15 protein-coding genes and 1 pseudogene are annotated in these 21,450 nt (G+C 72.0%); 5 read left to right on the top strand and 11 right to left on the bottom strand.

Annotation, left to right across the window (positions count from 1 at the left end; genetic code table 11):
• Window positions 1-26 precede the first annotated feature (26 nt).
• From ACFUNE_RS23870 to ACFUNE_RS23850, 5 genes are all read right to left on the bottom strand, one after another.
• A complete protein-coding gene (locus tag ACFUNE_RS23870; RefSeq protein ID WP_383571532.1) occupies window positions 27-773 on the bottom strand; it encodes an ABC transporter ATP-binding protein in 747 nt (248 codons plus the stop codon).
• Window positions 749-1,630: an ABC transporter permease gene (locus tag ACFUNE_RS23865; RefSeq protein WP_383571529.1), complete on the bottom strand. Its 882-nt coding sequence runs from the start codon at window positions 1,628-1,630 to the stop codon at window positions 749-751. The genes ACFUNE_RS23870 and ACFUNE_RS23865 overlap by 25 nt, the downstream gene beginning before the upstream one ends.
• Window positions 1,627-2,691 (bottom strand): ABC transporter substrate-binding protein, encoded by a 1,065-nt coding sequence (locus ACFUNE_RS23860; RefSeq protein WP_383571526.1) that lies wholly within the window; start codon window positions 2,689-2,691, stop codon window positions 1,627-1,629. The genes ACFUNE_RS23865 and ACFUNE_RS23860 overlap by 4 nt, the downstream gene beginning before the upstream one ends.
• A 13-nt stretch (window positions 2,692-2,704) precedes the next feature.
• A complete protein-coding gene (locus ACFUNE_RS23855; protein ID WP_383571523.1) occupies window positions 2,705-3,259 on the bottom strand; it encodes a flavin reductase family protein in 555 nt (184 codons plus the stop codon).
• A gap of 337 nt (window positions 3,260-3,596) precedes the next feature.
• Complete coding sequence (locus ACFUNE_RS23850; RefSeq protein WP_383571520.1) at window positions 3,597-4,850, bottom strand: ROK family protein; 1,254 nt, start codon at window positions 4,848-4,850, stop codon at window positions 3,597-3,599.
• 573 nt (window positions 4,851-5,423) lie between these two features.
• Here ACFUNE_RS23850 and ACFUNE_RS23845 point away from each other — a divergent pair.
• Both ACFUNE_RS23845 and ACFUNE_RS23840 read left to right on the top strand, forming a co-directional pair.
• Entirely contained in the window at window positions 5,424-7,838 is a 2,415-nt protein-coding gene (locus ACFUNE_RS23845; protein ID WP_383571517.1) for an endonuclease/exonuclease/phosphatase family protein, read from the top strand.
• Between the two features lie 177 nt (window positions 7,839-8,015).
• Window positions 8,016-8,108, top strand: coding sequence for a hypothetical protein (locus tag ACFUNE_RS23840; RefSeq protein WP_383571515.1), 93 nt, complete (start codon window positions 8,016-8,018; stop codon window positions 8,106-8,108).
• Window positions 8,109-8,115: 7 nt separating this feature from the next.
• Here ACFUNE_RS23840 and ACFUNE_RS23835 read toward each other — a convergent pair.
• The 3 genes and pseudogenes from ACFUNE_RS23835 to ACFUNE_RS23825 form a co-directional block, all read right to left on the bottom strand.
• Window positions 8,116-9,000, bottom strand: a pseudogene (locus ACFUNE_RS23835) (alpha/beta fold hydrolase); the annotation flags it as partial.
• Window positions 9,001-9,018: 18 nt separating this feature from the next.
• Window positions 9,019-10,293: a beta-ketoacyl-[acyl-carrier-protein] synthase family protein gene (locus tag ACFUNE_RS23830; RefSeq protein ID WP_383571512.1), complete on the bottom strand. Its 1,275-nt coding sequence runs from the start codon at window positions 10,291-10,293 to the stop codon at window positions 9,019-9,021.
• Window positions 10,290-10,523, bottom strand: coding sequence for an acyl carrier protein (locus ACFUNE_RS23825; protein ID WP_376369824.1), 234 nt, complete (start codon window positions 10,521-10,523; stop codon window positions 10,290-10,292). Before ACFUNE_RS23825 ends, ACFUNE_RS23830 begins: the two co-directional genes overlap by 4 nt.
• Before the next feature lie 495 nt (window positions 10,524-11,018).
• Between ACFUNE_RS23825 and ACFUNE_RS23820 the strand changes: the two genes are divergently transcribed.
• The 3 genes from ACFUNE_RS23820 to ACFUNE_RS23810 all read left to right on the top strand — a co-directional run bounded on the left by ACFUNE_RS23820 (window position 11,019) and on the right by ACFUNE_RS23810 (window position 14,823).
• Window positions 11,019-11,750 carry a nitroreductase family protein gene (locus tag ACFUNE_RS23820; protein ID WP_383571509.1) on the top strand — a complete coding sequence of 244 codons (732 nt, stop codon included), beginning with the start codon at window positions 11,019-11,021 and terminating at the stop codon, window positions 11,748-11,750.
• Window positions 11,751-11,957: 207 nt separating this feature from the next.
• Window positions 11,958-13,499, top strand: coding sequence for an N-acetylmuramoyl-L-alanine amidase (locus ACFUNE_RS23815; RefSeq protein WP_383571506.1), 1,542 nt, complete (start codon window positions 11,958-11,960; stop codon window positions 13,497-13,499).
• A gap of 490 nt (window positions 13,500-13,989) precedes the next feature.
• Window positions 13,990-14,823 (top strand): DUF3626 domain-containing protein, encoded by an 834-nt coding sequence (locus ACFUNE_RS23810; RefSeq protein ID WP_383571503.1) that lies wholly within the window; start codon window positions 13,990-13,992, stop codon window positions 14,821-14,823.
• A gap of 85 nt (window positions 14,824-14,908) precedes the next feature.
• Here the strand turns inward: ACFUNE_RS23810 and ACFUNE_RS23805 are convergent, their stop codons facing one another.
• The 3 genes from ACFUNE_RS23805 to ACFUNE_RS23795 all read right to left on the bottom strand — a co-directional run bounded on the left by ACFUNE_RS23805 (window position 14,909) and on the right by ACFUNE_RS23795 (window position 21,405).
• Complete coding sequence (locus ACFUNE_RS23805) at window positions 14,909-18,556, bottom strand: S8 family serine peptidase (RefSeq protein ID WP_383571739.1); 3,648 nt, start codon at window positions 18,554-18,556, stop codon at window positions 14,909-14,911.
• A gap of 207 nt (window positions 18,557-18,763) precedes the next feature.
• Window positions 18,764-19,903 (bottom strand): XdhC family protein, encoded by a 1,140-nt coding sequence (locus tag ACFUNE_RS23800; protein WP_383571500.1) that lies wholly within the window; start codon window positions 19,901-19,903, stop codon window positions 18,764-18,766.
• A gap of 44 nt (window positions 19,904-19,947) precedes the next feature.
• Entirely contained in the window at window positions 19,948-21,405 is a 1,458-nt protein-coding gene (locus ACFUNE_RS23795; RefSeq protein ID WP_383571497.1) for an NCS2 family permease, read from the bottom strand.
• Window positions 21,406-21,450 lie beyond the last annotated feature (45 nt).

The following is a 21,450-nucleotide window of genomic DNA, read 5'->3' as shown; positions in this document are numbered from 1 at the left end:
TCTTCTCCTCGGAGGATCTCGGAAGATCAGTGCGTGAGCTGCGGCTGTGCCACGCCGAGGGCGGCGAGCAGGGTGTCGCGGTACTCCTGGAAACGGGGTTCGCGTCGGGAGCGCGGGGACGGCAGGTCGATCCTGAGGTCGACGGAGATGAGGCCGTCGTCCAGGACGAGCACCCGGTCGGCGAGCTCCACGGCCTCGTCGACGTCATGGGTGACCAGCAGCACGGCGGGCCTGTGGCGCTCGTACAGCTCCCTGAGCAGATCGTGCATCTTGATACGGGTCAGCGCGTCCAGGGCGCCGAACGGTTCGTCCGCCAGCAGGAGTTCGGGGTCGCGTACGAGGGCGCGTGCCAGGGCGGCGCGCTGCTGCTCGCCGCCGGAGAGCTCATGGGGCCATGAGCGGTCGCGGCCCTCCAGACCGACCTCGGCGAGCGCGGTCAGACCCCGCTCACGGGCGCCGGGGCCGCGCAGCCCGAGGGTCACGTTGTCGAGCACCCTCAGCCAGGGCAGCAGCCGGGAGTCCTGGAACGAGAGCGAGACCCGGTCCGGTACGGAGAGTTCGCCGGATCCCTCGACGGTGTGGTCGAGGCGGGCGACCGCACGCAGCAGCGTGGACTTGCCGGAGCCGCTGCGGCCCAGGAGCGCGGTGAACTCCCCCTGCGCCACCGTCAGGTCGAGCTCCTTGAGGACCTTCCGGTCACCGAACCGCCGCACCAGCCCGGAGGTGCGGATCGCGGGCCGGGCTTCCGTCAGCCCGCCAGTGTGCGTCGCCATGACAGGACCTTCCTCTCGACTGCGCGTACCGCCGCGTCCGAGGCGAAGCCGAAGATCCCGTAGGCCACCAGCCCCACGATGATCACGTCGGACTGGGCGTACTGCTGGGCCTGGAACATCATGTAGCCGATGCCGCTGGTGGCGTTGATCTGCTCGACCACGATGAGGCCGAGCCAGGAAGAGGTGACTCCGAGCCGCAGGCCGACGAAGAAGCCGGGCAGCGAGCCGGGTACGACGACCTTGCGGACGAACGTCGCACGGCTCAGGTCGAGCCCTTCGGCGAGTTCGACGTACCTGCTGTCGATGCCGGTCAGCGACGCGTACGTGTTGATGTACATGTTCACCGCGACACCGAGCGCGATCACGGTGACCTTCATCTGCTCGCCGATGCCGAGCCAGAGGATCAGCAGCGGGAGCATCGCCAGGGAGGGGATGGCCCGCTTGATCTGGAGGGGACCGTCCAGCAGGTACTCACCGCTGCGGCTCAGCCCCGCCGCGACGGCCAGGACCACCCCGGCCGACACCCCGAAGAACAGGCCGAGCCCGGCGCGCTGGAGCGAGATCAGGACGTTGTCCTGGAGACGGCCGGTGGCGACCAGGTCGACCGCGGTGGAGAACACCGTGCCGGGCGAGGAGAGGATCCGCGGGTCGAGGTAGCCGGACGCGGAGGCCGCCCACCACACGGTCACGAGGATCGCCGGGCCGATCAGCCGCCCGAAAGGCAGTGCCCGGCCGGGTCCGAGCCGCCGGCGTGTGCCCTTGGAGACGTGCGCCGTCCCCCCGGCGGCGCGCGGCCCCGCGGGCTGCGCCGCTGCCTCCGTACGGTCCGTCCGCGCCTTGGCCAACAGGTCGGTCATGACCCCTCCCGGTACTCGGCGGCCACGGCCTTCGCCGCCAGCCCTTCGAATCGGCGGTCGAACAGTTCGGCGACCTTCTGCTCGGGCACGAACCCGCCCTCGGCCAGCAGGTCGGCGGTCTCCTGCTCCCAGTCGAGGGCCTCGTCCCAGCTGACGGGGAACTGCGGCTTCTGCTGGGAGTCGACGATGCGCCTGCCGTCCTCCTTCGACACGCCCTGATCCTTCACGTAGTACGTGTCGATCCACTCGTCCTGGTTCTCCCAGGCCCACACCTGGCCGCGCGCCCACAGCGGGATGAAGCTGCGGACCGCCTTGGCCTTCTCGGGGTCGTTGAGGACCTCGTTGGGGGCCCAGAGCACGGTCAGCAGGTCGACGACCTTCGTGCTGACGCCGCGCGCGCCGTCCTTGCCGTACTGGTCGAGGTACTTGGTGAGGGTCGGCTCCCCCAGCGGTGCCACGTCGACCTGGGCGGACTGCAGCGCGGTGAGGAACTGCGTGCTGGGCAGGGCGACCAGCTCGACGTCGGAGTTCTTCAGTCCCGCTTCCTTGAGCGCGCGCAGGACGACGACGCCCTGTGCCTGCCCCTGGGAGAACCCGATCTTCTTCCCCCGGAAGTCCTCGGCTTTCCTGATCGACGAACCGGGCGCCGTCGCGAAGGTGTAGAGCGGGTGCCGCCGTGTCTGGACCGCGACTATTTTCGCCTGGACGCCGATGGCGTGTGCCTGGATCGGAGGAATTCCGGCGTTGGTCGCCAGGTCGATGGATTTCGCACGGAAACCCTGAATGACATCGGGGCCCGCGGACAGGTTCGGCCACTCGGAAACGGTGAAAGGGAGTTCCTTCGCCAGCCCGGCCGGCTTCAGCTGGAGCTGCGCCGAACGGGCGGCGATCTTCAGCTTGGTCCCGGATGCGGGATTCCCGGAGGGAAGCGCGCCCCCGGGTTCCGCGGTGGCCACGGATTCGGTCTGGGGAGAGCATGCGGCGAGGCTGAGCACGGCGCCTCCCGCGAGGGCGAGGAAGGACCTCCGGGCCAGGGCCCGCCTGTTGTCATGGCGTGTCATGGTGAATTCCTGATCACTGGTCGGGCGCGGGGCGGATGGAGTGGTAGGAGCCGTCGTGGAAGAGCAGCGGGTCGCGCCCCTCGTCCAGCCAGGACTCCTCGACCCTGGCGACGACGATGCGGTGGTCACCGGCCGGGACGATGCTCTGGACGGTGAGCCTCAGCCAGCCGGTCACCCCGTCGAGCACGGGCTCGCCGCCGGGCAGCCGGCTCCACCGGGTCGGCGTGGCGAACCGGTCGATGCCGCTGGTGGCGAACGTGGTCGCCAGCTGCGTCTGTTCGGCGCCGAGGAAGTTCACGACGGCCGTCGTGGCCCGCTCGATGTGCGGCCAGGACGAGGTGGACGTCCCGATGCCGAAGGAGACCAGCGGCGGGGCGAGGGACAGGGAGCTGAGCGAGGTGGCGGTGAATCCCACCGGTCCGTGACCGGCGTCGGCGGTGACGACGACGACACCCGCCGGATACCTGCGGAAGGCCTGCTTGAAGCGCTCGGGTGCGATACCGGGGACGGCTGCGGCGGCGGTTTCGGACGATGGGACGGCGGCGTACGAGGACACGGTGACGGTCAATGTCTCTCCCCGGTCGAAAGGCGGAAATCGGGCGTGCGGAATCGCGCGACGGCCCGCAGGGGCGCGCGAGGGTGCACAGGAATGAGGGCGGATGGGGAATCACGCACGCATGCGGACCGCCCGCTCATCAAGCTGACGGGTTATCGGTTACCCGGACAGGGGCGACAACAGGAACGCCGGGCGAATTCGCTCGTCGGCGCGGCCGCGCGGCAGGAGTGTGCCGGCGTGGGCACGTTTCCTGAATTCCGCTGTCGGCTGGTCATGAATCCATCTTCCCGTTCTGGCTGCGGCCGGTCAACAATGCAACGATCTGAATTAATGCGGGAATCGGCGGAGGTCAGGAGACCGCGGGCAGCGCGGGCCACGGCCCCAGCGGGTCGGTGTACAGGGCGCCCAGCGCGACGGCGCCGCCGGCGGTGGCCAGCACCGATCCGGTGAAGCTGCTGGGCACCACGGCCCGCTCCGGGTCGTCGCAGACCCAGGAGCGCATCCCCACCTCCTCCCGGAGGTCGGCGAGGCACTCCGGGAGCCGGCCGGCTCCCGGCTCGACCACCACCAGGCACTCCGGATCGAACATGTCCAGAAGCAGCGCCGCGGCCCTGCCCACCAGCCGGGCACGGCGCCGGAACAGCGCCACGGCCCTGGGCTCACCCGCCATGGCGTGGTCCAGCAGCTCCTGGAACGTCGCGACGTACAGGCTCTGTTCAGCGGCTCGGCGGATCATGGCCCGCTCGGACACCTCGGACTGCAGGCATCCGGTGCGTCCGCACGTACAGGGCTCCGCATCGCCCGATCCGCCTGATCCCAGGGGGAGATGGGCCACGCTGCCCGCGCCGGAGCGCGGCCCCCTGTGCAGTTCACCGGAGGTCGCGAAGGCTCCGTCGACGACCGCGCCGATGAAGAGCAGGACCGTGCTGGCCCGGGTCGACACCTCGCCGAACATCTGCTCCGCACGGGCCAGCGCCCGGGAGTGGCTGTCCACATGGACGGGCAGCCCGGTGGCGGCGGCCAGGATCTCGCGGACGGGAACGGCTCGCCAGCCGAGGTGCGGGTGCTCGACGACGACCCCTGCGGCCGGGTCCACCCGGTGTCCGGTGGCGACACCCAGCGCCAGCACCTGCCGGCCGTCCGCGTGGGCGGCTGTCAGCAGGGGCAGCCGGGCGGCCAGGTCGTCGAGGATCCTGCGCGGGTGCGTACTGGTGTGAGGCCTTCGGTCCTCGGCGACGACCCGTCCGCGCAGATCCATCAGGGCCACCGTCGAGTGCGCCACCGCGATGTGGGCGCCGGCCACCAGGAAGCGGGCGGTGTCGATCTCGACGGGCACGTGAGGGCGTCCGAGCCCGCGCGGTCCGGCCGTCTCCGGGCTCTCCCGGACCAGCCCGCGGGACAGGAGCTGCCCCACGTGCCCGGTCACCGAGGCGGGCGAGAGGCCGGTGAGCCTCGCGACGGTGGAGCGGGCCACCGGGCCGTGATCGAGGATCGCGCCCAGCACGGACCCCGTACCGGAGACACGGCGTGCCTGTCCGGCGGAGGGGATCTCGGATCGGCGCGGGGGCCGGGAGCGGCGGATGGGCGCAGGCAGACTCGTCACAGGTGTCTTCCAGGTCCTCGATGGCAGCGTGCGTGGAGGTGAGTACCCCTGTGCGGGGGCCTCCTGACGGATCCCGGCGGCGTCGTGCCGGCCTGGGTCCCGCTGGGCCATGACGGGGCGTCCTGCGCGGGGCCGGGGAGGAGGAGACCTCCGGGGAGGGGGCGCGCGGACTCCGGGTGTTCAGTCCCGGTGACACGCCGCGGAGCACACGCGCTTCAGGTCGACATGACCTCGCGTCGTCAGGTGTGCGGATCGCTGCATGTCACGCAACGTATCCGGAACGCCGTAAGCCGGTCAAACGTCTGACCGCATGGTGGACTCGGTGCCACCGGCCGTCCTCCGGGCACCCGGACCGATCCCGCGGGACGCCGCAGGTCACCGCCCCGCGCGGCCGCACGGCGGAGCCGCCGGGACGGCGCGGGTGCACGCGCCGGACCGCGGACCCCGCCCTGCGGCGGCGAACTCCCGTTCGGGAGTGAGGTAATGACGCCCGGAATTAACCTCCGGTCTCTTGCCACGACCGTTCTACGCGCATAGCTTTTGGCCCTCACCACACATTTGGGGGCAGTTCCCGTGTACATAGCCAGACCCGGCTCCGCACTGCTGGCCGCCGCCGTCGCCGTGACCCTGTCGGTGACCGCCCTGCCCGCCGCCTTCGCGGCACCGTCGTCGTCGGCCGTCATCTCCGAGGTGTACGGCGGCGGCGGCAACTCCGGTGCGACGCTGACCCGCGACTACATCGAGCTGGCCAACGCAGGCCAGAGCTCCTTCGGCCTGTCCGGCTTCAGCGTCCAGTACCTGCCGGGCACCCCCTCCGCCGGATCACTGTGGCAGGTCTCGGAGCTGTCCGGCGCCGTCGCGCCGGGTGGCCGGTACCTCGTCGCCCAGGCCGCGGGCACCGGCGGCACGGTGGCCCTGCCGGCCGCCGACGCCACCGGCACGGTCGCGATGTCCGCGGCGAGCGGCACCGTCGCACTCGTCTCCGGCACCACCCCGCTGACCTGCAGGACCGCCGCGGACTGCGCCGCCGACACCCGGATCGTGGATCTCGTCGGATACGGCTCCGCCGTCGTACGGGAGGGCAGCGGTCCCGCCGCGGGCGCCTCCGCCACCGCCTCCGTGGCACGGGCCGCAGCCCTGACGGACACCGACGACAACGCCGCCGACCTGACCGCGGGCCTCCCGACACCCGTCAACTCCGCCGGTGAGACCTCCGGCGGAAGCGGCCCCGGCGAGCCCGGCGGGCCGACGGAGCCCGGCACGGTGCGGGTGCACGACATCCAGGGCACGACCCGTCTCTCCCCGCTCGCCGGGCAGCCGGTCACCGGGGTCCCGGGCGTCGTCACCGGCGTGCGGACCTCGGGCTCGCGCGGATTCTGGATCCAGGACACGGCGCCGGACGGCGACGCCCGCACGAGCGAGGGCCTGTTCGTCTACACCGGCTCCTCCGCCCCCGCCGTCGCCGTCGGCGACTCGGTGCTGGTCAGCGGCAAGGTCGCCGAGTACTACCCGGCCACCGGAACCCAGTCGCTCACCCAGATCACCGCCCCGCTGACCACGGTCCTCTCCTCGGGCAACGCCCTGCCCGAGGCGGTCGTCCTCGACGCCTCCTCGGTGCCGGACGCGTATGTGCCCTCCGCCGGGGGCGGTTCGGTCGAGGCCCTGGCCCTCGACCCGGCGGCGTACGCCCTGGATCTGTACGAGTCGCTGGAGGGCACGCGCGTCACCATGGCCGACACCCGGGTGACGGGTGCGACCACCGCGTACGACGAGGTCTGGGTGACGGTCAAGCCCCGGGAGAACCCCACCCGGCGCGGCGGCACGCTGTACGCCTCCTACGAGGACCAGAACACCGGCCGCCTCAAGGTGATGTCCCTGGACGCGGCGCACCCCGTGCCGGTCGCGGACGTGGGCGACGTGCTGTCCGGCACCACCACGGGCGTCGTCGACTACGCGTCGTTCGGCGGCTACAACGTCCAGGCCACCCAGCTGGGTTCGCTGAAGGACAACGGCCTGAAGCGCGAGGTGACGCGGAAGCAGAAGCGCAAGGAGCTCGCCGTCGCCACCTACAACGTGGAGAACCTCGACGCGGCGGACGAGCAGACCAAGTTCGACACGCTCGCCCAGGGGGTGGCGGTCAGCCTCTCGTCCCCGGACATCGTGTCGCTGGAGGAGATCCAGGACGACAACGGTGCGGTCAACGACGGCACCGTCGGCTCCGAGGCGACGCTGAAGCGCTTCACCGACGCGATCGTCGCAGCGGGCGGCCCCCGCTACTCCTGGCGCTACGTGGCCCCCGAGGACGGCAAGGACGGCGGCGAGCCCGGCGGCAACATCCGTAACGTCTTCCTCTTCAACCCCGGCCGTGTCGACTTCGTCGACCGCCCGGGCGGCGACGCGACCACCGCCGTGAAGGCGGTGAAGACGAAGAAGGGCGCCGCCCTCTCCGTCTCGCCGGGCCGGATCAACCCCACGAGCACGGCCTGGGACAGCAGCCGCAAGCCGCTGGTGGGCGAGTTCCGCTTCCGTGGCGAGCCGGTCTTCGTCGTCGCCAACCACTTCGCGTCCAAGGGCGGCGACCAGCCGCTGCACGGCCGCTACCAGGAGCCGGTGCGCAGCTCGGAGACGCAGCGGGTGCGGCAGGCGACAGAGGTCAACACCTTCGTCACCTCGCTGCTGAAGGCGGACAGGTCGGCCCGGGTCGTCACGCTCGGCGACCTGAACGACTTCGCCTTCTCCCCCACGATGAAGGCCCTGACCAGTGGCAAGGTGCTCAAGCCGCTGATCACGACGCTGCCCGCCGGCGAGCAGTACAGCTATGTGTACGACGGCAACTCCCAGACGCTGGACCACATCCTGACCAGCCCCGCCGTCCGCCGCTTCGACTACGACGTGGTGCACATCAACGCGGAGTTCGCCGACCAGGCGAGCGACCACGACCCGCAGATCGTGCGGATCGACGTGAAGGGGCAGGGCCACCGGCACTGACCCTTCCCGGGTGGCGGCCCCTGCCGGGGCCGCCACCCGGACCACCCTCTGTTCGACGGGCCGTATCGCTACCGTGCCCCGCATGAACGCCGAGGCCGCACCGCTCGCCGAGACCCTTGTGCCCGCCGGACCGGTACGCCTGTCCGCCACCGCCCCGGACCGCCGGGTGGGATCACGGTGGTGACGGCCGCACAGCTCACCGCGGTGCCGTACGCGGTGCGGGCGAACCGGGGGCCGGGGGCGATGCGGGTGTGGATTCCGCTGGAGTGACCTCCCCGGCCCTCGCCTGCTGCGGCAGCAGGGCCGCGACCGGGTCGACCGGCTGGTCGGTGAAGAAGCGGGTCACGAGCGCCGCGACCTCGTCGGAGCGCTCCAGCACGACCCAGTGGTCGGACTCGGGAAGCGTGAGGAAGCGGCTTCCCTCGATGGTCCCGGCGAACTCCCGCTGCAGTTCGGGCGAGGTCACGGTGTCGTGCTCACCGGCGAAGACCAGGGCGGGCACGCCCGACAGCCCTCCGGAGAAGTCGGGCATGTCCCCCAGTGCCCGGCGCAGCGAGTCGGCGGCGTGCTCCGAGTGGGCGAGCGCGTGCAGGAAGGAGCGCCGGACGTAGCGCCGGGCGAGCTCCCTGCGGTGCACCGGCCGGGCCGGGTCCAGGCACATGAGCCCGTCTGCGGCCAGTGTCGCGAAGCCCTCGGTGTCCCCCTCGGCCAGCGCCTGCGTCGCCCGCCGCCAGTAGGTGCGCCGGTCCGCACCGATGTGGGTGGGGACGCCTCCGAGGACGAGCCTCGCGGCGCGCCCCGGGTGGTGCTGCGCCCAGCCGAACGCGATGGCGGCCCCGTAGGAGAAGCCGAACAGATTGACCCTGGGGGCGCCCAGGTCGTCGAGGATGCCGGTGACCGCCGCGCGCAGGACCGGCGCGCTGGGGCCGGGCGGCAGGGGGTCCGCCGTGCCCATGCCGGGCAGGTCGGCGGTCACCACGTCGGCCACGGGGCCCAGGTGGTCGTCCATCTGCGGCCAGCCGAACATGCCCTGCAGCGCGCCGCCGATGACGAGGACCGGCTCGGTCGCGGGTGCGCCGCCGGCGGCCGGGTCGCGGGGCAGGACGCGGTAGCCGTAGCGCAGTCCGTCCACGGTCAGGGAACGGATGATCTCTTCGGGCACGGTGCTCCTCGCTTCCCGTCAGGCTCTGGTGAGCACGAGCGCGGCATTGTGGCCGCCGAACCCGAGCGATGTCTTGACGGCGCAGTCGAACGCGGCGTGCCGGGCCTCCTTGCTCACCACCTCGACGGGGATCGCGGGGTCGGGGGCGTCGAGGTTGGCGGTCGGCGGGACGAGCTGGTGCTGGAGCGCGAGGACGGTCAGGGCCGTCTCGATGCCGCCCGCGGCACCCAGGGTGTGCCCGGTCATGGCCTTCGTCGAGGTGACGAGGGGGTGTTCGCCCAGGACGCGGCGGAGCATGGCCGACTCGATGAGGTCGTTGGCGACGGTCGAGGTCCCGTGGGCGTTGACGTGGCCGATGTCGGTGGCGCCGACGCCCGCGTCGGCCAGAGCGGTGCGCAGCGCCCGCTCGATGCCGAGGCCGTCGGGGTCGGGGGCGACGGCGGAGTGGGCATCGCTGGAGGCCCCGTAACCGGCGACGTGGGCGCGGACGGTGGCGCCGCGGGCGCGGGCGTGCTCGGGGCGTTCCATGACGAGGAGGCCCGCGCCCTCACCCACGACGAAGCCGTCCCGGTGCGTGTCGAAGGGGCGGCAGGCCGCCGTCGGGTCGTCACGGCGGGTGGAGACGGCCCGCATCTGGCAGGCGCTGGCGATCAGCAGCCGGGAGCGGACCGATTCGGCGCCGCCCGCGACGACGATGTCGCAGGCCCCGGTGCGGAGCATCTGGTGGGCCGTGCCGATGGCCACGGTCCCCGACGAGCATGCCGTGGACACGGCCTGGCTCGGGCCGTGCACCCCCAGGTCCATGGCGACGCTGCTGGCGGCGCCGTTGACGACGCTCAGCGGTGCGAGCTTCGGGGAGACACGGCGCGCGCCGCGCTCGGTCAGGATGGTGTGCTGCTCGTCGTAGAACGGCAGCCCGCCGTGGGCGGAGCCGATCACCACGGCGACCCGGCCGCTGTCCCAGACCGAGGGGTCGAGCCCGGCGTCCGCGACCGCCTCGCGGGCCGCGATCACGGCGAGCTGCGAGAAGCGGTCCATCAGCCGCTGCGCCGCGACACCCAGGAGCGCCTTCGTGTCCAGGCCGTCGACGGTGTACATGAAGTCGCAGGGCAGCCCCTCCAGTTCCGGCAGGTGCGGGACCGAGGGGACGGCCGCGGTGTCGCACACCCCGTGCCAGGCGGCGCCCGTCCCCACACCGGCGGCGGTGACCAGGCCGATGCCGGTGACCGCCGCGCTGAACGGTTCGACGCCCGGCCGCGAGACCCGGCGCGCGGACGGCTCCCGGCCGGTCACGCGCCGGCCTTGCTGCGCACGGCCGCGACCAGGTGGCCGACGGTGTCGCGCGACGACAGGACGACGTCCTCCAGATCGATGTCGAGCCGGTCCTCGATGAGGAGCCGGAGCTCCTCCAGGGCGAGCGAGTCCAGCCGCAGCTGACGGAGCGGCACCTCGGGACGGATGGATCCCGGATCGGTTCCGAACCTGGTGACGAGCAAGGCGCTGATCTCTTCCGAGGTGCTCATGGGGACGCTCCTGCGCTCTCGGTACGCGGTGACGCCGGCCGCGTGGGGGTTGAGGTGGCCATCGGGGGACGCCGGCTGCTCGGGAGGGACCCTTTATACGCCTTCGAGGCCGGTTCCCCGGACCCCGTTCCCCCGTGAGGAGGGGGGACGGCCAGGTGTGCGAATCCGCCACGCCGCGCCGGGGGGAACTATGGGCACGGACGTGCGGACGCGGGACCTGACGCGGGGGCGGGACACCGCGCCGGCGGAGCGGCACGACGGAGCCGGCCGGGGCGGCGGACAGGACAACTTCGGTGCGTCACAAGCCGAGTTGCACAAGCCGCCGGGTGGGTGGAAGTGGATCACGGGGACCGGTGCGAACCGCTCGGCGGAGAACGGTGCCGTCCGGCGCACCGGCACGGCACGGCGGCGGCACCCACCTGTACCGCGCCGGGCGGGAACGAGGCCTCCAACGGGACTCCCCGCGCCGGGTCTTGAGCCGTAAACTCCGCGATCATGACCTTCGAAACGGTGTACTCCGACGCGCCCGCCCCCGACGGGCCCGCTCTCTTCCCGACCATGTCGACCATGCGCGCCATGCGCCGCCTCAAGCCGGACGCCGTACCGGACGAGACGCTCGAAAAGCTCATACAGGCCGCCGTCTGGGGGCCCAGCGGCGGCAACATGCAGTGCTACGAGTACGTGGTCGTCACCGACCGCGCCGTCATGGCCGACCTGGCCCCGCTGTGGAAGCGGTGCGTGGACGCCTACCTCGCGACGACCGGCAAGCACGCACCCGCGGGCATGCCCGACGCCGCGTACGGTCGGATGGTCGCGGCGATCGAGCACCAGCGCGACCACTTCGCGGAGACCCCGGCGCTGATCATCCCCTGTTACAAGTTCCCGGAGCCCCGGTTCGACGAGGAGGGGCTGGGCGTCTACGCCGAGTCGCTCGGCCCGGCGGGTCTCGAGCACATGACGAACACGCAGACGCGCTTCCAGGCACTCGCCGAGGGTTCCTGCGTCTATCCGGGCGTCCAGAACATCCTGCTGGCGGCGCGGGCCCTGGGGCTCGCGGCCAACGTCACCATCTGGCACCTGATGCTGGAGCAGGAGTGGAAGAAGGCCCTCGGGATCCCCTCGGACACGCACACCTTCGCCGCCATTCCGGTGGGGTGGCCGCAGGGCAACTTCGGACCGGTCCGGCGCCGCCCGGTCGCCGACGTCATCCACCGGGACCGCTGGTAGCACCACCGACGGGCCGCCGCCTCCGGTCGGGGCGGGCGGCCCGGCCGGAGGCGACTCAACTCCATCGGAGTGACGGGAGTTCGGCCACGCCCCGGAGTTCGCCGTCATGTGTTAATCACATGCATAGCCTGTGCGGGCTCGACGGCCCTCGGCCCACCCCACCGGGTTCCGGCGGCCTTCCTCTCCCCCACAGAACCTGGAGCAGGCATGCCCCGACGCCCCGCCGGCCACATCCGAGGCCGCGCAGCCGTTCTGGCCTCACTCACCGCCACCGCCCTGGTCACCGCGGGCCAGCCCGCCGGCGCCGCCCCGGCCGACCCCATGAACCGCGCCTTCCTGAAGGCCGCCGAGACGTACGGCGTACCGCGCGACCTGCTCGCCGCAGTCGGCTACGGCGAGACGCACCTGGACGGTCACGCCGGGCTCCCCAGCCAGGACAACGGCTACGGCGTGATGCACCTCGTCAGCAACCCCGTCAACCACTCCCTGGAGAAGGCGGCCGCGCTGACGGGCAAGTCCGCGGCCGATCTGCGCACGGACACCGCGGCCAACATCCTGGGCGGTGCGGCCGTACTGCGGAACCACGCCGACGCGCTGGGCCTGGACGGGGCCGAGCGGGCCGACATCGATGCCTGGTACCCGGCCGTGGCCCGCTACAGCGAGGCCGAGGGCGCCGTCGCCGCCCTCTACGCCGACACCGTCTACACCTTCCTCGCGCAGGGCCTGCGGGCCACCGTCGCCGGGGGTGAACGGGTCTCGGTCACCTCCCGCCCGGTCTCTCCCGAGAAGGGCCCCCTCGCGAAGGCCGACGTCACCGCCCAGAGCCCGGACTACCCGCCGGCCCTCTGGGTGGCCGCCGACTCCGCCAACTTCGCCACGGGACGCACCGCGACGGTGGACAAGGTGGTCATCCACGTCACGCAGGGTTCGTACGCCGGGACCATCAGCTGGTTCCAGGACGCCGTCTCCAAGGTCAGCTCCCATTACGTGGTCCGCTCCTCGGACGGCCAGATCACCCAGATGGTCCGCGACAAGGACACCGCCTACCACGCCAAGAGCGCCAACGCCTCGTCGCTCGGCATCGAGCACGAGGGCTTCATCGACAACCCGTCGTGGTTCACCGATCCGATGTACCGGTCCTCGGCGGCACTGACGAAGTACCTCTGCGACCGGTACGGCATCGCCAAGGACCGGTCGCACATCATCGGGCACAGCGAGGCCCCCGGGAACGACCACACCGACCCGGGCGTCCACTGGAACTGGTCGTACTACATGCAGCTGGTCGGCGGCTCGGGCAGCAGCGGGGCGGACGGGCTGAGCTTCGCGGCGTACACGACCCAGAAGCCGGGCTCGACGGGCACGCAGGTGAAGGCGGTCCAGACACTGCTCAACCAGCAGGGCTACGAGGCGGGTGCCGAGGACAGCGTCTTCGGCACGGCCACCAAGGGGGCCGTGCAGGCCTTCCAGACGGCGCGCGGCCTCACGGCGGACGGCACGGTCGGCCGCAGGACCTGGACCGCGCTGCTCTCCGCCGGAACCGCACCTGCCCTCACCCAGGGCTCCTCGGGCGAGGCGGTGAAGCGGCTCCAGCGGGCGCTGACCGCGGCACTGGGCCGGACGGTGACCGCCGACGGGGCCTTCGGGACGCTCACGGACAAGGCGGTCCGTGACTACAGGAGCATCCGGGCCCTGGGGGCCGACGGGAGCGTCGGCCCCGAGACCTGGGAGGCCCTGCAGTCCGGACGCTGACCTCCGGAACACCGCATTCCCGCGCCCCGCGCCCGCCCGCCCGTCGAGCACCACGCGCCCCGCCCCACCGGGACGCCGACGGACCGGCGGGCGCGGGGGCGTGGTGCGCGGGGGCGTGGTGCCGATGCCGACGGGCGGGGCGGGGCGACGGCCTGACCACCCGTGCGCTCCGGAGCGCGTCCGCGGGGCCCGGTTGCGCCTTCCCCCGCGCCGCGCCCACGGGCGAACCTGGGCTCTGCCGGCACAAGGCCGGCAGGACGGCGGAGCTCAGGGGGCGGTCGGACATGGCTCGTACGCAGTCGGCATGCGGAGCACTCACGCAGAAGGGCACACGCTGCCAACGGCTCGCGATGAAGGGTGCGTCACGGTGCGACCGGCACCGGGGCGACTGGTCGAAGTACACCGTGGCGAGGCGCGAGGCGCGCGAGAGAGCGGCCCGGCGCCGCTGAATTCGCGTGCCCCGCGGTCGGCGCTCCGGCAGACTGGACCGATGAGCGCCGACATCCCGCGGGCCCGGACGCGCGCCCTGGCGCACGTGACCTCGCTGTCCGCGGGGCCGCCGCTGGACCCGTCCCTGCGCGTGACGATGAACTTCCACCCGGACCGTGTCAGCGGGGGGCGTACGGTCCTGGAGCGGCTGGCCGAGGACGGCGTGTACGTCTCCCAGTTCGTCACCGGCACCAGCAACGGCGGTCTCACCGCCCACCCGGGCGGTGACCGGTGGCGCTGGGAGAGCCGGATCTTCGGCGGCGCCTACGACGGCGCGAGCGCGCACGAACGTCCGGTGTACGGCGCGCTGGACTTCCGCCGCTCCCCTTACGGCGCGGCGCCCAGATTCGGGTCCGCGCACCTCAGGCTGGGATCCGGGGCCCTGCCCCACGCCACGTTCTGCTACCCCGACAGCTTCCTGGAGCCGTCCGACTTCGGTGTGGCCGCGTCCGGGGGCCGGCTCGTCGCACTCGCCGAGGCGGACGGGCAGGATGCCCTGGACGACTACGTCGAGGCGCAGGTGCACGGCCCCGTCCGGCTCGACCGCGATGTGGAGGCCCTGGTCCTCGACCCGTGCTTCCGGGGTACGGATGTGGAGACGGCGGCCCGCGCGCTGCCGTGTCCCGTCGAGTGGCACGCCGGCTTCCGGCTCTCCGTCCGGGAGTTGAGGCTCCGTCCCGGCTACCGGGGCCCCGAGTACGTCGAGCTGGGCGCCGCGCTCGCGGTCGACGGGTTCCTCGACGCGCGGATCATCGGGGAGGCGGCCCGCGACGGGCGGCACGATCCGCAGGACCTCAAGCGGGTGTGGCACTGCCTGGCGCGCTTCGGGCGGTGAGCGGGCCGGCACGGGACGCACAGCGAGGTGGTCCCGCGCCCCCAGCCGGGGACGCGGGACCACCTCGACCGGTCCGTTCAGCGGGTCACTTCAGGCCGAAGGCCCTGATGATCTCCTGGTCGACGGCCAGCCCGCCGGGCCCCTCGGCGTGCGCCTTGAGGGAGACCGAGTCCGCGCCCCGGGCGGGCGTCCGCAGCTTCGCGGTCCACTGCCCCGACGAGCCCTTGCGCAGCTCCGCCGCGCTCCAGGTCCTGCCCTCGTCGTAGCTGACCGACAGCGAGGCCCTGGTGGCCTTCACGGCGCCGTCCAGCCAGGCCTGCGTGCCCGACTCGATGCCGACCTCGACCTGCTTTCCGGCCTTGGCGTCGCCCGCCAGGTCGGTGTCCACGTCGTAGTCGAGCTGGAGCAGCGGGATGTCGGCCTGCTCCGTGCCCTCAGGCAGGGCGCCCGAGACGAAGCCCCACTCGGAGTGCGTCCGCGTCGAGGTCTTCCAGGTGGCCTCGTCGCGCACCGAGTCGATGACCAGGCGGTAGGGCACCTTCTCGGCGGACAGGTCCCAGGCGTAACCGGCCCGGCCCGCACCCTTCTTGATCAGGGTGTCCCCCTGGTAGAAGGCGTAGGACGTGGTGTCGTACTCGTTCTCCGGCATCGAGCCGGAGTGGCCCTCACCCGAGTCGGTCCACGGCGTGATGTTGAACTGGACGTCGTTGTACGCGGTGCGGAACGGTCCCCAGTAGCCGGTGCCGAGCCGGGGTCCGACCACCGGGGCGAACCACTCGTCGCGGTAGGTCCGGCCCGCCGTGTAGTCGAGCTCGGGGCTGCGCACCTCGTGCGCCGTGCCGGAGTCGGCGTTCAGCACCGAGTGGTTCTCGTACCAGAAGGAGGCACCGGGCAGCGGGTTGACCCACTCCGTGCGGGTGCCGGGGAACTTCTCGTACTCCTCGAAGCCGAGGCCCGGTCCGTAGTCCGGGATGTCGTAGCGGTAGCCGCCTCCGAGCGTCTCCTTGTGACCGTAGAAGGTGTTCTCCACCTTCGCGAGCTGCCGGACCGACGGGGCGAAGGCCAGCGAACGGTCCGGGACGGTGCCGTCATGACGGTCCACCAGGTCGTAGACGTACGAGGCGAACCTCTTCTGGTCCACGGAGAGTGTCCTGCCGCGCTGCGCCGCCTTGACCAGCGTCTCGCCCGCGATCTTCTGCACCGAGGCGACCGGGATGGTGGTCTGCTCGCCGTACGGCACGTAGCTCTCCATCGCGACCCCACGGCCGTCGTTGACGACGAAGAGTGCCTTCGCGCCCGCCGCGACCGCGTTGGCCAGCCGCTCGGCTGGCGGGACGGTGTCACTGCGGGTGACGACGACGGCCTTGCCTTTGACGCTGCGGCCCTTGTAGTCGGCCGCGGCGCCGTTGCCCGCGAAGACACCGGTGAGCCTCTGCTCGCTGTCCTCGGCGACGACCGAGCCGTTCTGCACCGTGACCGGGACGTCGTGGCCGTCGGCCGTCAGGTCGATCAGCTCCTCACCCTGGCGCCAGCGGGTGAGGAAGCTGAAGTCGCCCTGGGTGACCTTCTTCGTCGGGCTCGCCCACAGCTGGTCGTAGGTCAGCGGGATCTGGTAGGCGTCACGCTGGACGACGCCCTCGGGGGACGTGCGGGCCATGTCGTAGCGCAGCTGCCGCGTCTCGGTCTCCTTCGGGGTGCGCACGCTGACCTTGCGGGCCTTCGAGGCGTCGAGGGTGACCGTGGTGGCCTTGTCGAGGATCGTCTCGGGGGCTGCGAGGAACGCCACGGCCTGCGAGTCGGCACGGTCGCCGTCGACGTCCGCGGAGGTCCAGGCGGTGTAGTTGCCCGGGGGCAGCCGCAGCGTGGTCTCGCCGGAGACCTGGACGAGGCCGAGCTGCGTGTCGCCGAGCGCGGCGAGGACCACGACGCCGTCCATCGGCGCGCCCGCGCGGTCGCGCAGCCGGAACGTCAGGTCGTAGAGCTCCTGCTCCTTGTTCACGGCGAAGCCGGTGTGGGCCACCGTCGTGCCGGTCGGGTCGGTGGCGACGACCTGGCCGGAGAACTCGGTGTTCACCGCGACCTTCGACGGGTCGATGGAGAGGACGGCCTCGGCGGTCGAGCCCGCCGGGACGGTCAGCTCCGACGTGGAGAGGGTGTAGGCGGCGGAGTCGCTGTCGGTCGCCAGGCCGAGCGTGACGTCCTCCGTGCCGGTGTTGCGGTAGGTGATGGTCCGCTCGGCGACCTGGTCCGCCGCACTGTGCGGCCAGTCGTACGACGCGACCTCGACGGAACCGGTGGCCTCGATCGTCGTGTCGACGGCGGCCTTCACGTCGAGGCGGCCGGTGCCCTGCTCGTACGGCGTGTAGTCGGGCAGCCGCTTCGACGAGCTCATCAGCGCGTCCTTGATGCGCCCGCCGGACCACTCGGGGTGCCGCTGCTTCAGGATGGCCGCCGCGCCCGCGACGTGCGGGGTCGCCATCGACGTACCGGACAGCTGCTGGTACATGCCCTCGATGCCGGGGACCGACTGCGAGGCAGCGGCGTTGATGTCGACGCCGGGGGCGGACAGGTCGGGCTTCAGGCCGTGGGAGCGCACCAGCGGGCCCATGGAGGAGAAGCCGGCCCGGGCGTCCTGCTTGTCGACGGCTGCGATGGTCAGCGCGCTCGCGGCGGAGCCGGGCGAGCCGATGGTGCCCGCGCCGTAGGCGTTGCCCGCGGCGATCACGAAGAGCGGGCCGCCGTCGGCGGACAGGGCGTCGACGGCCTGCGCCATCGGGTCGGTGCCGTCGTCCGGGATGCTGGATCCGAGGCTCATGGAGACGACGTCGGCGCCTTCGTCCTTCGCCCACTCCATGGCTTCGATGATGCCTGAGTCGGCGCCGGACCCCTCGTTGCTGAGGACCTTGCCGACGATCAGGTCGGCGGCGGGGGCGACGCCCTTGTTGGCACCGTCCGACGCCGCGCCCGAGCCCGCGATGGTGGAGGCGACGTGCGTGCCGTGGCCGTTGGCGTCGTCGACCTCCTCACCGGGGACGAAGCTCCGGGACTGCGTGATGCGGTCCTTGACGTCCGGGTGCGTCGCGTCGATACCGGTGTCCAGGACGGCGACCGTGGTTCCCTTGCCGTCGAAGCCCTCCGCCCAGGCCTGCGGTGCGTTGACCTGCGGCACCGAGTCCTTGAGTGCCGCCTCGACCTTCCCGTCGAGCCACAGCTTGCTGATGCCGTTGTCCAGCGAACGGCTCTTCTCCGTACGGGAGATGTCGTTCCAGAAGGCGCGGGCGTCGTCCTTGTCCGCCTTCAGGGCCGCGCCGTGGACCGACTCCAGCCGGCGGACGGTCCTGCTGCCGCTCGGGGCGGCGGGCAGCGAACGCGCCGTGCTCGCCGGGTAGGTGGCGATCAGCGGGATGCCACCGGAGCGCCGGTCGTCGTAGCCCATCTCGACCAGCGTCGTGATGTCGAACAGCCGCCGGTCCAGCTTCTCGGCCGCGATGAGGGCGCTCGCCTCGTCGGGGATGACGTAGATGTCCTCCCCCGCCTGCTGCACGTGCACGCCGCCCTTCGCCCCGTCGGGGCGGTCGACGGTGACGGTGTCCTGGTTGCCCGCGCCGTCCGAGTAGTGGACGACGTCTCCGGTGACCAGGGTGATGTCGTAGTCGCGGGCTTCGGATCCGTGGCGGTCCTCTGCGGTCGGCGGCTTCGGGGCGGCGGTGGCGGAACCCGCCGCGGGAAGCATGACGCCGCTCACGAGGGCGACGGAGGTCGCTATGAGCAGAGCCCTGCGTCCCGCACGAGCGGGTCTCGCCCGGCCGGAAACGGAGGAGAGGGAAAGTGTCATGCAGCTGATCTACCGGTAAATCCGGGGCTGCGGACGGCTTCACCCCTGGCGTGAAACCGCCGTGGCGGCAACCCGCCCGCGCTGAACGGCTGTTCGTGGTCGGGTTCAGGCCACCGAGGCGAGCGGCGTCCCGGACTCGTGGTGGATCGGGGTGTGGGCGCCCTTCAGGGGCAGGCCGGTGCCGCCACGGCGGTCCGCGACGATCTCCGCCGCGATCGAGAGGGCGGTCTCCTCGGGCGTACGGGCTCCGAGGTCCAGGCCGATGGGAGAGTGCAGGGCGGCCAGTTGGCGCTCGGTGACACCGGCCTCGCGCAGCCGCTCGTTGCGCTCCAGGTGGGTGCGGCGGGAGCCCATCGCGCCGACGTAGGCGACGGGGAGCCGCAGGGCGAGTTCGAGCAGCGGGATGTCGAACTTGGCGTCGTGCGTGAGGACGCAGAGCACCGTCCGCGCGTCCACGCCGGTGCTGGCCAGATAGCGGTGCGGCCAGTCGACGACGATCTCGTCGGCGTCCGGGAAGCGCGCCGCCGTGGCGAAGACGGGACGGGCGTCGCAGACGGTGACGCGGTAGCCGAGGAAGCGGCCGGCCCGTACCAGGGCGGCGGCGAAGTCGATGGCCCCGAAGACGATCATCCGGGGCGGCGGGACGCTCGACTCGACGAGCAGGGTGAGGGGGCTGCCGCAGCGGGAGCCCTCGGCTCCGATGACGATCTCGCCGGTGCGACCCGTGTCGAGCATCGCCCGGGCCTCGGCGGCGGCCGTACGGTCCAGCTGCGCGTGGCCGCCGAGCCCGCCCTCGTGCGTCCCGTCGGGGTGCACGAGCAGAGGCAGGCCGAGCATCCCGGCCGGTCCTTCGGTGACCCTGGCGACCGCCGCCGCCCGGCCTTCCGCGGCGGCGGCGAACGCGGCGGCGAACACCGGGCGCGCGGGGTCGTCCGCGCGCACCGGTGTGACCAGGATATCGATGACTCCGCCGCAGGTCAGACCTACCGCGAAGGCGTCGTCGTCGCTGTAGCCGAAGCGCTCGCGCACGGTGGTGCCGTCCTCGATCGCCTGCCGGCACAGCTCGTACACCGCCCCCTCCACACACCCGCCGGAGACCGAACCGATGGCCGTGCCGTCGCTGTCGACGGCGAGCGCCGCGCCCGGCTGCCGGGGCGCGCTGCCCCCGACCGCCACGACGGTGGCCACGGCGAACGCGCGTCCCTGCCCGACCCACCGGTGAAGCTCTTCGGCGATGTCCAGCATGGCGTGTCTCCTTCTGACAGAGGTGCGGAGGGACGGCGGGAGCGTCAGCTGACGCCCAGCCAGCTCTCGATGGGATGCAGGGCGAAGTAGACGAAGAAGACCAGCGTCAGGACCCACATGAAGACGCCGACCTCGCGCGCCCTGCCCTGGGCGAGCTTGATCGCCGAGTACGAGATGACGCCCGCGGCGACACCGGTGGTGATGGTGTACGTGAACGGCATCAGGACGACGGTGAGGAAGACCGGTACCGCGACGGAGCGGTCGGCCCAGTCCACGTGCCGGGCGTTCTGCATCATCATGGCGCCGATGACGACCAGGGCGGCGGCGGCCACCTCGGCCGGCACGATCGCCGTGAGCGGGGTGAAGAAGAGGCAGGCCGCGAAGAAGAGTCCGGTGACGACGGAGGCGAGCCCGGTACGGGCACCCTCCCCGACCCCGGTGGCGGACTCGACGAAGACGGTCTGGCCCGATCCTCCGGCGACGCCGCCGATCGCACCGCCCGCGCCGTCGATGAACAGCGCCTTCGACAGGCCCGGCATGCGGCCCTTGTCGTCGGCGAGGTTCGCCTCGGTGCCGACACCGATGATGGTGGCCATGGCGTCGAAGAAGCCCGCCAGGACGAGGGTGAAGACGATCATGCCGACCGTCAGCACCCCGACGTCGCCCCAGCCGCCGAACTCGACGTCCCCGAAGAGCGAGAAGTCGGGCGAGGAGACGGCGCTTCCGCTCAGCTCCGGCGGACCGCTGCTCCAGGCCTTGGGGTCGATGTCGCCCACGGCGTTGACGACGATCGCGATGACGGTTCCGACGACGATGCCGATGAGGATCGCGCCGGGGATGTTCCGCGCCTGAAGCATGAAGATGAGCAGCAGGGTCGCGGCGAAGATGAGCACCGGCCACCCGGTCAGCGCACCGGTGGGGCCGAGCGACAGCGGGGTCGCCACGCCCTGGTGGACGAACCCGGCCTTGACGAGGCCGATGAGGGCGATGAAGAGCCCGATTCCGATGGTGATGCCGTGCTTCAGGGCGAGCGGGATCGCATTCATGATCATCTCGCGGAGCCCGGTGACCACCAGGAGGCAGATGATCACACCGTAGATCACGCACATGCCCATGGCCTGCTGCCAGGTCATGGCCGGCGCGACCTGCGAGGCGAGGACACCGGAGACGCTCAGCCCCGCCGCGAGCGCGAGGGGCACCTTGCCGACGAAGCCCATCAGCAGGGTGGTGGCCGCCGCCGCGAGGGCGGTGGCCGTGATCAGCCCCGACTGGCCGAGGAGCTGGCCGTCGACGTCCTTGCCGCCGAGGATGAGCGGGTTGAGCAGGAGGATGTACGCCATGGCCATGAAGGTCGTGACGCCACCGCGCACCTCGCGCGCGACGGTCGATCCCCGCTCGGATATGTGGAAGTAACGGTCGAGCCAGGAGCGTCCGGCGGGGACACGCGAGCCGGGGCCCGCGTCCTCCGCGCTCGTCCTGGGTTCTACGGACTGCTGGGTCATGTTGCCTGACTCCCAAGGTTCACAGGGGCACCCGCGTGGAGCTCT

Source organism: Streptomyces sp. NPDC057287 (assembly GCF_042667905.1).
Lineage (GTDB): Bacteria > Actinomycetota > Actinomycetes > Streptomycetales > Streptomycetaceae > Streptomyces.
The sequence above is the reverse complement of the archived record's forward strand: the minus strand, read 5'-3'. Positions and strand labels throughout refer to the sequence as shown.